A 15,862-nucleotide genomic window follows, 5' to 3' on the forward strand; every position below is an offset into this window, starting at 1 on the left:
GCGTTTGCTCGACGCAAAGCGGTTCTGACGCCTGCGCTACAAAAACTGAGTCAGCGAGGACAATGGTCATGGCTGACGATTGTTAGCGCGACGATGGAAATATCTCACGCATACCGCACCCGCTGGAAGCTTCAGAGTCTTTCACCGCTGTCGTGACGCACGGAAACTCCGCTGGTTATTCCGCTGGATGCAGCGGTGCCGGCGGCCCGTGGATTTCCGGCTCGCCCACCGGCTCCAATCCGCTCTTGTCGCGCCCGAGTATGCGCATCACGACGACGAAAAACACCGGCACCATCAAGAGCGCCAGCACCACCACCGCGATCATGCCGCCCATCACGCTGGTGCCGAGCGCCTGCTGGCTCGCTCCGCCTGCACCGCTTGCAACGACCATCGGCAGCACGCCGGAGACGAATGCAAGGCCGGTCATCAAAATCGGGCGGAAGCGCAGCGCGCACGCCTCCATCGTGGCTTCGATGAGCGGCTTGCCCTGCGCGCGCAAATCCTTGGCGAATTCGACGATAAGGATAGCGTCCTTGGCCGCTAGGCCGATGATGGTGACGAGTCCGACGGTGAAATAGACGTCGTTGGCAAGCCCGCGCGTTGTCGCCGCCAGCACCGCGCCGCAGATCCCGAGCGGCACCGTCAGCAACACTGCGAGCGGAATGGTCCAGCTTTCATAAAGCGCAGCCAGGCAGAGGAACACCACTAGCGCCGAGAGCGCGAGCAGGAACGGCGCCTGTGATCCCGACAACTTTTCCTGCAACGACTGACCGGTCCATTCATAGCCAAAGCCGCGCGGAAGACGATCAGCCAGCCGTTCCATCTCGGCGATCGCATCGCCGGAGGTGAAGCCCGCCCGCGCCTCTCCGGTGATGCGCATTGACGGATAGTAGTTGAAGCCGACGACCTGTGTCGGCCCCTTCGACCATTCGATGGAGGAGAAGGAGGAGAACGGAACCAGCCCCCCACTGCTGTTCTTGACGTTGTAGTTGAGGATGTCTTGCGCCGTGGTGCGGCCGTCGCGATCCGATTGCACGATCACGCGCTGCATCCGCCCGCGGTTGGGGAAGTCGTTGACATAGGTCGAGCCGAGATTGGTCGACATGGTATCGTTGATATCCTCGAACGTAACTCCCAGGGCGCTGGCCTTCTCGCGATCGATCGTGAGATTGACCTGCCCCGCCGACGGCAAACCCTCGACATAGACATTCTGCAGGATCGGACTGGCATTGGCCTCGGCGATCAGCTGAGCGGTCGCCTGCAACAACGCCGGGTAGCCTTTTTGGCCGCGATCCTGCAAACGGAAGCTAAAACCCGAAGAATTGCCGAGGTTGTCGATCGGCGGCGGCTGCAGCGCGGTGATCTTGGCGTCGCGTAGCGACAACAGATCGCGATTGGCATCAGCGACGATATTGGCGGCTGAATCTTTCTCAGGCCGCTCCGACCAGTCCTTCAGGGTAATAAACGCCTGCGCCGTGTTCATGCCCTGCCCCGAATAGGCAAAACCGGTCAGAAAAGTGACATCCTGAATCCCCGGCCGTTTGGCCAGGTATTTTTCGACCGCCTCCACAGCCGTTTCGGTGCGCCCGTGGGACGAATCCGCCGGCGTCTGCACGTCGGTCGTGATGAAGCCCTGATCGTCCACCGGCAGAAAGCCGGCGGGCAATCGAACGAAAGCCCAGACCAGAGCACCGACCAGAACGGCGTAAATCAGCATCAGGCGTCCGGTTCGCCTCAGCGACCAGCCGACCGTCGAGACATAGCGGCCACGCACGCTCTCCAGCGCGCGATTGAACCAGCCGAACAAGCCTCTGCGGGCGTGGGCGTGTCCGGCCTCTACGGGCTTGAGCAGCGTGGCGCACAGCGCCGGCGACAGCGACAGCGCCATCAGAGCAGAGAAGGCGATCGCGGAAACCACTGTGACGGAGAACTGCCTGTAGATGATGCCGACAGAGCCCGGAAAGAACGCCATCGGCACGAACACCGCCATCAGCACCAGCGTGATGCCGATGATGGCGCTCGTGATCTGCGACATCGCCTTACGCGCCGCTTCCTTGGGCGGCAGTCCCTCCTCCGCCATGATGCGCTCGACATTCTCCACCACGACGATGGCGTCGTCGACCAGAATGCCGATCGCCAGCACCATGCCGAACATTGTCAGCATGTTGATGGAATAGCCGGCGATTAGCAGCACCGAACAGGTGCCGAGCAGCGCTACCGGCACCACGATGATCGGGATGATCGTGTAACGGATGTTCTGCAGGAACAGAAACATCACGAGAAACACCAGCACCACCGCCTCGATCAGCGTATGCACGACCTTTTCGATCGAGGCTTCCACCACGGGCGTGATGTTGTAAGGGATACCGTAGGCGATATTCGCCGGAAAGAACTTCGAAAGTTCCTTCATCTTGGCTTCCACCGCGCTCGCGGTGGCAAGCGCGTTGGCGCCCGGCGCGAGCAGCACCGAAAGACCCGCGGTCGGCTTGCCGTTGAGGCGAGTGGTGAATCGGTAATCCATGCCGCCAACCTCGACCCGCGCCACGTCGCGCAGGCGTACGGCGGAGCCGTCGCGGTTGGCGCGCAGCAAAATGGAGCCGAATTCCTCGGGCGTGGTGAGTTGCCCCTTGACCAATACCAGCGCCGCAGTTTTCTGCCCGTCCCGGCTCGGCGGTCCACCGACGCTGCCCGAAGCCACCTGCGCGTTCTGCGCCGCAATCGCCTTGGTAACGTCTTCCGACGTCAGATCGTAGCCAACGAGCTTTTCTGGATCGAGCCAGACTCGCAACGAGCGTTCGGTGGAGAACAGTGTGGCCCGGCCGACGCCAGGGATACGCCGGATTTCCCCGATGATGTTACGGGTCATAAAATCGCCGAGGCCGACCTCATCCAGACTGCCGTCTGTCGAACGCAGCGTGATGATCTGCAACACCGCGCTCGAGGCTTCCTGGACCAGGATGCCTTCCTTCAGCACGGCCGCGGGCAAGCGAGCCTCGATGCGCTTGATGCGATTCTGCACGTCCACCGACGCGAGAGCCGTGGAGGTGCCGGGAACAAAGAACGCGGTGATCTCAACCTGCCCCAGAGAATCACTGGTGGATTCGAAATTGAGGATGCCCGTCGCGCCGTTGAGCTGTTCCTCGATCAGGCGCGTGACGCTGTTATAAAGGTTCTCCGGCGAGGCGCCGGGATACACGGTCGCGACCGAGATCGAAGGCGGCGCGATGATCGGATACTGCGCGATGCCCAGGAATGGAATCGAAATCGTGCCGATCAAACAGATGAACAGCGCGACGACCCACGCGAAGATCGGCCGGTCGATGAAGAAAGCCGGCATGCGTTACCGCCGCGCGGACGCTGTCTCGCCCGCCAGCGCTCCGGTCTCCCGCGAAGCATCGGCTTCCGTCCACATCACGGCGCTGACCTTGTCGCCCGCCGTGAACTTCTGGAAGCCTTCCACCACAACACGGTCGCCCGCCTTCAGCCCGTGGCTCACCATGGAGTGACCGTGTTGGACGGCAGCCGTCCGGATCGGACGCACGATGACGCGACCGTCGTCTCTGACGACATAGACCTCGCTGCCGCCGCTGGCGTCGCGTTGCACCGCCTGTTGCGGAACGGCGATGGCATCGCTGTCGACGCCCTGCTCCAGCAGCACGCGAACGTACATGCCTGGCAGCAACTCGCGCTTCGGATTCGTAAATTCGCCGCGCAGCGTCACCTGACCGGTCGAGGCATCGACCTTAGCTTCAGAAAACAGGAACTTTCCGGGCACCGGGTAGAGCGTTCCATCGTCGAGCACGAGGCGGACCTTTGCAGCGCCCGGTGCGATGCGCTCCAGTTCGCCGGTCTCGAATGCACGACGCAGATTATTTAGCTCCGACACTGACTGGGTGAAGTCGGCATAAATCGTGTCGAGTTGCTGCACGGTCGCGAGGCTTGCCGCATCGTTCTGAATAACAAGCGCACCCTCCGTCACCTGAGCCGCGCCGACCACGCCGTCGATCGGCGCACGAATGGTGGTGTAATCAAGATGGAGCCGTGCTCGCGCCAAGTCCGCCTTGCGGCCAGCGACATCCGCCGCTGCCTGACGCATGTTAGCGATCGCCCTCTCGTTTTCGGCCTCTGAGGTGGCATGGCGGGCGGTCAGTTTCTCGATACGCCTCGCATGATGCGATGCCTGCTCGAATACGGCATTAGCCTTTGCCAGCGACGCCTCCGCGGCCTGCACTTCGACCGCGAACGGCTCCGGATCGATCTGATACAGCGAGGCGCCCGCCTTCACTTCGCTGCCCTGCTGAAACAGCCGCTTGGTAATAATGCCGGAAACCCGTGGGCGTACTTCTGCAACCCGTAACGGCGAGATGCGGCCCGGCAGTTCGCGAACGATCGCATGCGGTTTCGGAACCACCGTGACGACGCTGACTTCGGGGATAACCGCTTTCACCGAAGCTTCGGCCGTAGCGGGCTCATCACAGCCGCCAAGGAGCGGCGACAGTCCGGCGAGCAAAATAGCCACCAACGTCAGACGTGAATTGAATCTTGGCATTGGAACTTGGAAACCTCGTATTCGCAAAGTGAAATACGAATCCGCCGCCCGCGAAGCGCTATGCTTCGCAGCCTGATGCGCGAATCCGTATCAATATCCCCTGAAGCAGGTTAGACGAGAACGACTGCGACGCAATAAGATTCGTTGGCGGCGCAATGTCACATGACACTATCGGTTTGAGATCACTCCGATTTCTCGGATTCAAACAGTCGTGATCAGGTTCCATTCGAATTGAAAGAAAATGGTAACGCGCGTGCGTTCCGAGCGTGTCGTTTGATCGCCACGAGGCGAAGCACAAAGATTGACCAGAGCAGCAATGTCTTTCGGCACGAGACAGACGAGCCGCGAGATAACGAAGGCTATCTCATCGAGTCGGGTCGGTCCGCACAGTTGAAACCGCGACGCGCGTCTAAGCCTCACAGTAGTCTGCACGACGTCTTCGACACAAAAGAAACGCAACGATTGAAAGCTCTTGGTGCTGCAAAACAGCGACGACAAAATAGTTGGAAGAGCTATTTTTTGCCGGCGACACCGTGCCATAATGCGGCTTGTCTCGACTTCCTCGCCTCTCCTTGATGGGTTAAGCAAGTTCGCTCATGGCGCAAGGCACCGCTCCCCGCTCCGCACCGGAGATCGAACCGACCAAGCTAGCGCCGCCCCGGATATTTCTGGTGCGCATGGTCGTGTTCATTGTGCTGTGCGCGCTGGTACTGATCGTTCTTTACAAGCAGACCGTTTCCGCCTTCTTCGCCAACCCCAGTCTCAACGCGCTGATCGTAGGCGTGCTGACGATCGGAATCGTTTTTGCATTCCGGCAGGTGATCCGACTCTATCCGGAAGTCGCATGGGTCAACAATTTCCGCGTCGCCAATCCGGGCCGGGCCACTGACCGGAGGCCGCGACTGCTGGCTCCGATGGCCGCGATTCTCGGCGGCGAACGCACCGGGCGGATGTCGATCTCCCAGCAGACGATGCGGCATCTGCTCGATTCCATCGCCACCCGGCTCGACGAAGCCCGCGACATCTCCCGCTACATGATGGGTCTGTTGGTCTTCCTGGGCCTGCTCGGCACGTTCTGGGGCTTGATCGAAACTGTCGGCTCCGTCGGCAAGGTGATAGACGGCCTGAAGATCGGCGGCGACACCGGGTCCATGTTCGAGACGCTGAAAGAAGGTCTCGCTGCGCCGCTCGGCGGCATGGGCATTTCGTTTTCGTCGTCGCTGTTCGGCCTCGCCGGATCGCTGATTCTCGGCTTTCTCGATCTGCAATCCAGTCAAGCGCAGAACCGCTTCTATACCGACCTTGAGGACTGGCTCGCTACCACCGTTCGCGAATATAGCGGCGAGGCCCGGGCTGATCCGGCCGCCGAAATAAAAGCTGCGATTGAACGGCTTCGCGTCACCGTCGAGAAGACGGGATCCGGCCATGAGACCACCTCCGCAATGGCGAGTCTTGCAGAAGCCATTCAGGGGCTCGTCAGCCATATGCGGACCGAACAGCAGTTGGTTCGCGAATGGGCGGACGAACAGGGCGAGCAAAACCGCGAGATCAAAAAGCTGCTTCAGTACCTCGCACAGCCGCCGGATGACGACCAACTGACCGTCCCGTTTACCCCGACCGCTGCTTCGCGGCCGGCGCCTTCCTCCGCGGAGGGAGGGGCACAATCTTAAGAGAAACATCATGGCCCTAGCACGCGGGCGCCGGAACGAGAGCGGATTCAACTACTGGCCAGGATTCGTTGATGCCCTCTCGACGCTGGTGCTCGCGATCGTTTTCCTGCTGTCTGTGTTTCTGGTGGTGCAGTTCTTCCTGTCGCAGGAAGTCTCGGGCAAGGACAAGGCACTGGAGCAACTCAATGCCAGGATCGCTCAATTGACCGATCTGCTGTCGCTGGAAAAGCTCGGCAAGGTCAGCCTCGGCGACGAGGTCAGCCAGTTGCGTGCGGGTCTCGTATCGGCCGAAGCCGAGCGCGATCGGATCAAGGGACTTTATGAGGGCCTCGCCGGCGCGGGTAACGATGCCGCGGGCCGCAACAGCCAATTGAACAAGGCGCTGGATTCCGAAAAGCAGCTTTCGGCTCGCGCGCTGGCGCAGGTCGAGGTGCTGACACAACAGATCAGCGCGCTGCGCCGACAACTGGCGGCGCTGGAGAACGCACTCGACGTCTCCGAGAAAAAAGACAAAGAGTCGCAGAACCGCATCGCTGATCTCGGCCAACGGCTGAACGTCGCACTGGCAAAGCGAGTGCAGGAGCTGTCTCGCTACCGCTCGGAATTTTTTGGACGCTTGCGCGCCATTCTCGGTAACCGGCCTGATATTCGAATTGTCGGCGACCGTTTTGTTTTCCAGTCAGAGGTCTTTTTCGATACTGCGCAGGCGACGCTTCTGCCGGAAGGAAAATCCGAACTCGATAAGGTTGCCGGCGCGCTGACCGATCTCGACAAACAGATCCCAAGCGAGATCGCCTGGGTGCTGCGCGTGGACGGCCACACCGACGTCAGGCCCATCAATAGCCCGGTCTTCAAGTCGAACTGGGACTTGTCGGCGGCGCGCGCGATCTCGGTGGTGCAGTATCTGGTATCGCTCGGCGTGCCGCCGCAACGCCTGGTCGCTGCGGGCTTCGGCGAGTTCCAGCCGCTCGATCCCGGCGCGACGGAAGACGCCTTCAAGCGCAACCGCCGTATCGAACTGAAGCTCACCGAGCGGTAAGAGTATGATCCCGAAAGGTGGAACTCCGGTTGTCGGGGAAATCATGCCCAAACAAGAAACCGAGTCGTTCAAACTCAGACCCTACGCGCCAGCCGACGAAGACGCCACGATCGCTTTGTGGCAGGCGACGTGGCAACAAACCTACCCCGCGATCGATTTCGCGGCACGCGTGCCGTGGTGGCGCGAACGCTGGCGCAACGAGCTTGTACCCAACGCCGAAATCATTGTTGCCGAACAATCCGGAGAGCTGGCAGGTTTCATCACCATCGATGCGGCGGGCTATCTCGACCAGCTCGTGGTCGCACCCGAGCACTGGGGCGGCGATATTGCAAACGCCCTGATGGACGAGACGAAACGGCTATCGCCGGCGGGAATTACGTTGCTGGTCAACTCCGACAACGGCCGCGCCATCCGCTTCTACGCGCGCAACGGATTCGTCCACGCGGGCGACGATGTCAATCCAACGTCGGGACGGCTGGTCAACCGTATGGAATGGAAACCGTGACGCCCGTATTTGAGTCGCCGTGGCCGGGCATGACGCAGCATTGCGTCACACACCCTCGAACTGCAGCCGCGCCAGGCGCGCATACAGTCCATTGGCGGCGACCAGCGAGGCGTGCGTGCCCTGCTCCACGATCCGTCCCTGATCCATGACCATGATCCGGTCGCATGACAGCACGGTAGCGAGACGATGCGCGATCACCAGCGTGGTGCGGTGCTTCATCAGTTCTTCCAGCGCGGTCTGCACCAAAGTCTCCGATTCGGCGTCGAGCGACGACGTCGCCTCATCCAGCAGCAAGAGAGGCGCGTCGCGCAGGATTGCGCGGGCGATGGCGATACGCTGGCGTTGTCCGCCGGACAGCGTCACGCCGCGTTCGCCGAGCAGCGCCTCGAAGCCACCGGGCAACCGGCAGATGAACTCCGTGGCATGGGCCAGCTCGGCGGCACGCTCGACCTCGGCATCGGACGCATCCGGCCGACCGAAGCGGATATTCTCGCGGGCGGACGCGGCAAAGATCACCGATTCCTGCGGCACCAGCGCGATGCGGGCACGAACCTCGCGTGGATCGGCGGTGCGCAGCGGAACGCCATCGAACGAGATGGTGCCGGCGGCGGGATCGTAGAACCGCAGCAGCAGGTGAAATATTGTACTTTTTCCTGCGCCTGACGGGCCGACGATGGCAACCTTCTCACCGGCCTTCACGGCCAGCGAGACACCGTCCAGCACCTTGACCTGCGGGCGCGACGGATATGCGAAGCTGACGTTGTCCAGCGTGACATCGCCGCGCGCCGGCGCCGGCAGAGCGCGCGGTGATGGCGGCGCCGCGATCACTGGCTTGACGCGAAGCAACTCGAAGAGGCGCTCGGCCGCACCGGAGGCGGCGGCAACCTCGCCCCAGACTTCACTGAGCTGGCCGAGACCGGTCGCGGCGAACGCGGCATACAGCACAAACTGGCCGAGACGGCCCGGCGTCATGTCGCCACTCAGCACGTCGCGCGAACCGATCCAGAGGATCAGGACCACGCTGGTGAAAACGATGAAGATGATGATCGCGGTCAGCACGGCACGGGCGCGCGCCGAATTGCGCGCCGCCAGATAGGCCTGCTCGACTTCGCCGCCGAAACGGACATCGGCGAGCCGCTCGTTGGTATAGGCCTGCACCGTCCTGATTCCGCCGACCAGTTCGGAGGCATAGGCCGTGGCTTCCGCGAGATTATCCTGCGCGCTCCGCGACAGGCGGCGCACCCAGCGTCCGAATGCGACCAGCGGCAGGACGATCAGCGGGATAGCCGCCAGCACCAGGCCGGACAGGCGCGGGCTGGTGATCACCATCATCGAGGCCGCGCCGAGGAACAGCACGACGTTGCGTAACGCGACCGATATCGAGGAACCGACCGCGGACTTGATCTGGGTTGTATCGGCCGTCAGCCGCGAGACCAGTTCGCCGCTGCGGGCGGTGTCGAAAAACACCGGCGACAGCGAGATCAGGTGGGCGAACACGTCGCGCCTCAGATCGGAGACGATGCGCTCGCCGGTGGTGGTCACCAAAAAATAACGCGCCGCGCTGGCGCCGGCGAGGACGGCGACAACACCGATCATCATGGTGAAGTAGCTGTTGATCATCGCGACGCCTTCGGACGTGAAGCCGAAGTCGATGATCCGGCGCACTGCGAGCGGCACGACCAGCGTCGTCAGCGCGGCGACGACCAAGGCGACAAGCGCAAGCAGCGCCCGACCGCGGTAGCGGGCGATATAAGGCAAGAGCGCGAGAAGCGGGCGCAACCGAGTGCCGCCGCGTGCGCCGGCGTCCGGCGGCGAGGCCTGATCCGCCATGACAGGTGCGACCGGCTCGGGTCCGGCCTTTGAGGGACCGTCGAGCGGCAGAGTGACGGCCGCGGATTTCGAGGTATTTTCACGCACTTCTACCGGACTCATCGCCTGACCACGCTATTGCTGATAAGGCAACCTAATATGCCCCCCCGCGCACGCTGGCAAATGCACAGGCGCGCTTGTCCGTCAAACCTTGGTGCGATATAGAGCGGACCAAATCCGCCCAAAACCATCCGCCCTGCAAGGACACGTCATGAAAGCCGAAATTCACCCGGATTATCATACAATTAAGGTCGTGATGACCGACGGAACAGAGTACCTGACCCGTTCCACCTGGGGCAAGGACGGCGATACGCTGAACCTCGACATCGATTCCAAGTCGCATCCAGCATGGACCGGCGGTTCCCAACAGATTCTCGACCGCGGCGGCCGCGTCTCCCGGTTCCAGAAAAAATTCTCGGGCTTCCTCAAGAAGGACTGAGTTTAAAACTCAATCCGAGATCGCGTCATTGCGAGGCGCATCATGCCGGAACAATCCGGACGTTCTGAGGAGACCCGCTTAGCGGGTCTTTTATCGGTTGGCCGGCCCGCCGGCTCGCATGACATCGGAAATGATCGCGTTCCATCAAGAGGTGAAGCGCTCTCGTCGCGCTACGCCTTCAAAAAACATGCGGCACGACGGCCGAGACCATCCCGTTGCGACTTTCTCGGTAGGGTTAGCCGGTCTGGCGCTCGAATGCTTCCCTGAGACGGTCGAGTTGCGACACCAGCGGATTACCGGCCGTCCCATGCTCTACAGGCGGCGCATGGATGGTGGTATCGAGGCGCCGTACCCGCGCCTGCAAATTCATCGACCGCTCGATCAGATCCTGCAACTGCCACGGCAATTTTGCGATCATGTCCTGCGCACCGGGATCCGCCGCCGACAGCTTGACCCTGGTCTTTTCGCGATTGGCCTGTGCCAGCGTCATCTCGCCTTCCTTCACGGCGCGATGCAGCAAGAGCCACGAAGCGAGTTGCATCAACCGAGTGGTCAGCCTCATGCTTTCGGTGGCGTAGGTCAGGCTGACTGAACGTTCGAGCGATTTCGCCTCGGTGCGGCCATCACCATCGAGATAGGCAGCGGTTTCCTCGACCAGATCCATGCCTTCCCGGAACAAGGCGGTGAATACGGAAGAGCCGGCGAGATGTTCGCTGAACTGGACAAGACCGCTGTCGCCTGCCGATGGATCGAACATGGTTCACGCCTCACGCAGTGTCCGCAAGTGAAATCCGGTTACCGTAAGAAAATTCATTAAATCAATAACTTACGTACACCCTGATCGCGACGGCCGGTATCCATTTTTCGAATACACCTTTGGCCGCCTGCCGGCTTCTTCGCGCCGACTTATGATGAACAAATCATTGCGCGCCGCGGAGCGGGAGTCCAGCGCCAGATATCGGCAAGGATTAATAAGGGTTAATATTCAAGGCGACATTGCGAGGATAACGCCAAGCAAAATGACGCAGTAAGATGACGCAGGCAAAAAAAGAGCCGCCGTTTCCGGCGGCCTGAAGTTGATAACAGGGAGGCGTCAAACAGAGTGGACAGGAAGCCACTCGGTGTCCAATGAAGGACATTTCAGTCATAGTCGGGAAAGCTTAATTAATCGTAAACGAACGAATTTCTTCAGCTTTTGTTTGCAGTTTGGGCAGGGCTCTCCCCGGTCATGCAGGCACCGGGGGAACCGGTCGGACCAATCCGGACCGAATACATCTCTCAAGACTTGAAAAAACGGTCAGCCGCATCCTTCGAGGCGCGCTTCTTCACTTCAGCCGCCCGCAGGCGCTGGATCTCGGCCGTCAGCAACGCGATACGGTCCTCGAGTTCGTTCACCGAAAGCAGCGAGAGATCCTGCCCGATGTCATGCGTGATCTTTTTCCTGGGTTCGTCGTCATCGATGGTCATGCGTCCGTCCCGCTGCGGCTCAAGAGCCCGTCGTCACAGGTTTTTCCAGTTCGCGGCCGGCTGTCCAGAGCTTATTCGCTTCTCATGCAATCCGAGGCCCGACCGTGACGAGTTTGTCGGTGACGGGCTTCTCACACGAATTGGTACGCACGTCGCTTGAAAACGCTATAGTCAGCATCGGACCGTCTTTCCCGCGCTTTCCCCGGTGACGACCCATGGATAAGCCACCAGTGCAAATGACCGCCATCGGCATCAGCAAGCCCGGTGGCCCGGAGGTTCTTGTGCCGGAGATTCGTCCGGTTCCCTCACCCGGCACAAACGAAATCCTGATCAAGGTCGCGGTGGCCGGCGTCAACCGGCCGGATATCCTACAGCGCTCCGGCAGCTATCCCCCACCACCCGGCACCAGCGATCTGCCCGGCCTGGAAGTCGCTGGCGAGATAGCTGCGCTTGGCGAAGGCGCGAGCAAGTATCAACTCGGCGACAAAGTGATGTCGCTGGTCTCGGGCGGCGGATACGCACAATACTGCGTCGCGCATGAGTCGATCGCGATGCCGATCCCTCTCGGGTTCTCCATGATTGAAGCCGGCGCTACACCGGAAACCCTGATGACGGTGTGGCACAATGTGTTCGAACGCGGCGCATTGAAAGCAGGCGAGACGTTGCTAATACACGGCGGTTCATCGGGCATCGGCACTATGGCGATTCAACTCGCCAAGGCGTTCGGTGCAAGGACGATCGTGACCGTCGGATCAAAGGAGAAGGCAGACGCCTGTCTTAGCCTTGGTGCCGATCACGCCATCAACTACAAACTCCAGGATTTCGTCGCGGAGGTGAAGGCGATGACGGCCGGCGCAGGCGCCAATCTCATCCTCGATATGGTCGGCGGCGACTACATCGAGAAGAACTATGATGCCGCCGCGCTCGAGGGCCGCATCGTGCAGATCGCATTTCTCAATGGTGCGAAGGCAACCGTTAATTTCGCCAGGCTGATGATGAAGCGGCTGCACCATACCGGTTCGACGCTGCGGCCGCGGTCGGTTGCAGACAAGGCCTTGATGGTCGGCGCCATCGAAGCCAAAGTGCTGCCCTTGATGCACGACGGACGAATCAAGCCGCTGATCGACAGCAGCTTCCCGCTCGACAAGGCAGCGGAAGCTCATCGGCGGATGGAAACCAGCGCGCATGTGGGCAAAATTGTGTTGACAGTTTAGATTCCTGCGAACCTGCGGGAGCCTATAATTCCTTTTGAAATTATGTCATCTATCTCGCGCGGTCGGCTGGTTCGGCGAGAGCAGGTGGCGGGTTTGCACGGGTTCGCTTTCATTTCTGTGACGTCCAGGTCTGTGACATCCAGGATCGTCTCCGCGCGGGTCTCGATCTCCTCCCGCGCAAAAAGGCGGGACTGTATGTTGAACATGAGGAAATGACATTGCGTGCGATCAGGTGGCTTGCGTGTCTTTCGCTGGCCCTCATGATTTTCGTCGTGGCATCGCCGGCACGCGCAGTCGACGCCGTCAGCGTCCGCAGCGACGCGCCCGCCATCGACCTCACCGCCATCCTCGATCATCAGCACAGCGACTCAGACCGCATTCAAGTCTCGACCGCGCCCGGCACCGACGGTATCATTCGCCGCATCGAGGTGCGCGCGCGGGAAGGCGGCCAGCACTGGGTCGTTTTCGCGCTTGCCAACAACACCGACGATCAACTGGATCGTTTGATCGTCGCACCGCATTACCGCCTCGTGTCTTCGGGACTGCTCTGGCCGGATCTCGGACAATCGCGCATCGCGACCATCACGCCATCGACCGGTGATCGTCCGGAGCGGCAGGAGAGCGCCACCGCCGACGTCTTCCGCATCACGCTCGATCCGGGCGCAGTCATTACTTTCGTCATGGAACTGCGCACCGACAAGCTGCCGCAGCTTTATCTCTGGGAGCCCGACGCCTACAAGGACAAGGTCAATTCCTTCACCTTGTATCAGGGCATCGTCATCGGCATCTCCGGGTTGCTGGCGCTGGTGCTGACCATCCTGTTCGTGGTCAAGGGAAGCATCATGTTTCCTGCAGCCGCAGCGCTTGCCTGGGCGGTGCTGGTTTATATCGGCGTCGATTTCGGCTTCTGGGGCAAGGTGCTGGACATGTCGGCCGGTGCTGAACGGGTCTGGCGCGCCTCGGGCGAGGCGATTCTCGCGGCAACGCTGCTCGTATTCCTATTCGCCTATCTCAACCTCAATCGCTGGCACGTCCGCTATTCGCATATCACCCTTGGCTGGCTGGCTTTCCTCGGCTCTCTGGTGGCGCTTGCCCTGTTCGATCCGGCGGTGGCCTCCGGTATCGCGCGGATGTCGCTCGCCCTGATCGCCATATTCGGCTTCGGACTGATCGTCTATCTCGCGGTTCACGGCTTTGATCGCGCCGTATTGCTGATCCCGACCTGGTTCCTGTTGGTGGTTTGGGTCAGCGCCGCCGGAATGGCGATCGAAGGCAAAGTCATCAACGACATCGTCGGCCCCGCCCTGCTCGGCGGCCTCGTGCTGATCGTGATGCTGATCGGATTCACGGTAATGCAGCATGCTTTCGCTGGCGGAGGCAGCACCTCGGGCGTCGTATCCGACGTCGAGCGCCGCGCTCTCGCGTTGACCGGCGCGGGTGATCTGGTTTGGGACTGGGACGTCTCCGCCGACAAGGTCTTCACCAGTCCCGAGACCGAAAGCCTGCTCGGCCTGAAACGCGGAGCGCTCGAGGGTCCGGCGGCGACCTGGCTGGAGGTACTGCATCCGCTCGATCAGGACCGGTTCCGCGCGGCGCTAGACAGCGTACTCGAACAGCGTCGGGGACGGCTAGTGCAGGACTTCCGGCTGCGCATGTCCGACGGCCACTTCATGTGGTTCGCACTGAAAGCGCGCCCGGTGGTCGGGTCCGACGGCGAGGTTTCACGGGTGGTCGGAACTCTCACCGATGTCACCGAGACCAGGAAAGCCGAGGAGCGGATGCTCCACGATTCGGTGCACGACAACCTGACCGGCCTTCCAAATCGCAAGCTTTTCATCGACCGTCTCAACGCGGTCGCGACCTTCGCCAAGACCATGCCGAGCCTGCGGCCGACCCTGATGGTAATCGACCTCGACCGTTTCAAGCAGGTCAACGATTCCGTCGGTATCGCGGTCGGGGATTCGATCCTGCTGACGCTGGCACGGCGGTTGACGCGCATCCTCAAGCCACAGGATACGCTGGCGCGACTTTCCGGCGACCAGTTCGGCCTCATCGTGTTGTCGGAGCAGGACCCGCCCCGCATCACCGCGTTCGCCGAAACCATCCGCAAGACCATCCGCGCTCCGATCACCTTCAATGACCGCGAGATCTTCCTGACCGCGTCAATCGGTCTCGCGCTGAGCGACCCTCAGACGCAATTGACGGAGGAGATCATCAAGGACGCTGAACTTGCGATGTACCATTCCAAACGGATCGGCGGCGATCGGATCGACGTTTACAAACCTGCGATGCGCGCCCGGAAAAACGATCGGCTATCGCTCGAGTCGGAGTTGCGGCGCGCCATCGAACGGCGTGAGATCGCCATCCTGTACCAGCCTATCGTCCGGCTGGAGGACCGCTCGATCGCGGGTTTCGAAGCGCTGGCACGGTGGGATCACCCCAAGCTTGGGCGGATGGCGCCGGACGAATTCATCACTATCGCCGAGGAAGCCGGCCTGATTGTCGATCTCGGGACGTTCGTGATGGACCAGACCACGCGCCAACTCGCGGTCTGGCAGCGCACTATCCGGTCGCAACCACCGATTTTCGCCAGCGTCAACGTCTCTTCGCGCCAATTGCTGCGGCATGATCTGATCCACGACATCCGCTCTGTGCTGTCGCGCTCATCAATCGCGCGCGGCACACTGAAGCTTGAACTGACAGAATCGCTGGTCATGGAAAATCCCGAACATGCAGCTCAGATGCTGCAACGAATTCGCGAACTTGGCGTCGGGCTCTCGCTTGACGATTTCGGTACGGGCTATTCCTCGCTATCGTACCTGCAGCGTTTCCCGCTCGACACTATCAAGATCGACCAATCGTTCGTGCGCACCACAACGCGGGGCACGCGGCCTGTCATTCTCAAGTCGATCATCGCAATGGCGCACGATCTCAGCATGGACGTTGTCGCCGAAGGCGCTGAAACCGACTCTGATGCGGTAGAACTCTATCAGATGGGCTGCGAATACGCGCAAGGCTTCGCATTCGGCGAGCCGATGGACGCCGATGCGACGATGCGGCTCCTGGCCCAGGAGCGGCTTGAGGCGGCAAGCTGAGATCGGCCAATGCGC

General features: G+C 61.2%; 11 protein-coding genes. 6 read left to right on the forward strand and 5 right to left on the reverse strand.

From position 1 onward, the window contains the following. Window positions 1–175 precede the first annotated feature (175 nt). On the reverse strand, window positions 176–3,337 hold the full coding sequence (locus B2M20_RS15915) for a multidrug efflux RND transporter permease subunit (protein ID WP_079448017.1): 3,162 nt from the start codon (window positions 3,335–3,337) through the stop codon (window positions 176–178). Between the two features lie 3 nt (window positions 3,338–3,340). Further along, window positions 3,341–4,549, reverse strand: a complete 1,209-nt coding sequence (locus tag B2M20_RS15920) for an efflux RND transporter periplasmic adaptor subunit (RefSeq protein ID WP_173816039.1) — start codon at window positions 4,547–4,549, stop codon at window positions 3,341–3,343. 596 nt (window positions 4,550–5,145) lie between these two features. Here B2M20_RS15920 and B2M20_RS15930 point away from each other — a divergent pair. The 3 genes from B2M20_RS15930 to B2M20_RS15940 are packed head-to-tail and all read left to right on the forward strand — an operon-like array spanning window position 5,146 to window position 7,763. After that, window positions 5,146–6,219 (forward strand): flagellar motor protein MotA, encoded by a 1,074-nt coding sequence (locus B2M20_RS15930; protein ID WP_079448019.1) that lies wholly within the window; start codon window positions 5,146–5,148, stop codon window positions 6,217–6,219. A gap of 10 nt (window positions 6,220–6,229) precedes the next feature. Continuing rightward, window positions 6,230–7,258, forward strand: coding sequence for a peptidoglycan -binding protein (locus B2M20_RS15935; RefSeq protein WP_079448020.1), 1,029 nt, complete (start codon window positions 6,230–6,232; stop codon window positions 7,256–7,258). A 43-nt stretch (window positions 7,259–7,301) separates the two neighbouring features. Continuing rightward, window positions 7,302–7,763: a GNAT family N-acetyltransferase gene (locus B2M20_RS15940; RefSeq protein ID WP_079448125.1), complete on the forward strand. Its 462-nt coding sequence runs from the start codon at window positions 7,302–7,304 to the stop codon at window positions 7,761–7,763. A 45-nt stretch (window positions 7,764–7,808) separates the two neighbouring features. Here B2M20_RS15940 and B2M20_RS15945 read toward each other — a convergent pair whose 3' ends face one another. After that, window positions 7,809–9,593 (reverse strand): ABC transporter transmembrane domain-containing protein, encoded by a 1,785-nt coding sequence (locus B2M20_RS15945; protein WP_079448126.1) that lies wholly within the window; start codon window positions 9,591–9,593, stop codon window positions 7,809–7,811. Window positions 9,594–9,843: 250 nt separating this feature from the next. Between B2M20_RS15945 and rpmE the strand changes: the two genes are divergently transcribed. Continuing rightward, window positions 9,844–10,071, forward strand: coding sequence for a 50S ribosomal protein L31 (gene rpmE, locus B2M20_RS15950; RefSeq protein WP_079448021.1), 228 nt, complete (start codon window positions 9,844–9,846; stop codon window positions 10,069–10,071). A 235-nt stretch (window positions 10,072–10,306) separates the two neighbouring features. Here the strand turns inward: rpmE and rcdA are convergent, their stop codons facing one another. Both rcdA and B2M20_RS15960 read right to left on the reverse strand, forming a co-directional pair. Next, window positions 10,307–10,828: a protease adaptor protein RcdA gene (gene rcdA / locus B2M20_RS15955; RefSeq protein WP_079448022.1), complete on the reverse strand. Its 522-nt coding sequence runs from the start codon at window positions 10,826–10,828 to the stop codon at window positions 10,307–10,309. A gap of 521 nt (window positions 10,829–11,349) precedes the next feature. Further along, the gene (locus B2M20_RS15960; protein ID WP_079448023.1) at window positions 11,350–11,538 is read right to left on the reverse strand and encodes a DUF1192 domain-containing protein; all 189 of its coding nucleotides are present in this window, start codon (window positions 11,536–11,538) and stop codon (window positions 11,350–11,352) included. 215 nt (window positions 11,539–11,753) lie between these two features. On the opposite strand from B2M20_RS15960, the gene B2M20_RS15965 reads away from it, so the two are divergent. Both B2M20_RS15965 and B2M20_RS15975 read left to right on the forward strand, forming a co-directional pair. Next, complete coding sequence (locus tag B2M20_RS15965) at window positions 11,754–12,752, forward strand: NAD(P)H-quinone oxidoreductase (RefSeq protein ID WP_079448024.1); 999 nt, start codon at window positions 11,754–11,756, stop codon at window positions 12,750–12,752. 218 nt (window positions 12,753–12,970) lie between these two features. After that, entirely contained in the window at window positions 12,971–15,847 is a 2,877-nt protein-coding gene (locus B2M20_RS15975) for an EAL domain-containing protein (protein ID WP_079448127.1), read from the forward strand. Window positions 15,848–15,862: the final 15 nt, after the last annotated feature.

It is taken from the genome of Nitrobacter vulgaris, assembly GCF_002028545.1.
Classification (GTDB): domain Bacteria; phylum Pseudomonadota; class Alphaproteobacteria; order Rhizobiales; family Xanthobacteraceae; genus Nitrobacter; species Nitrobacter vulgaris.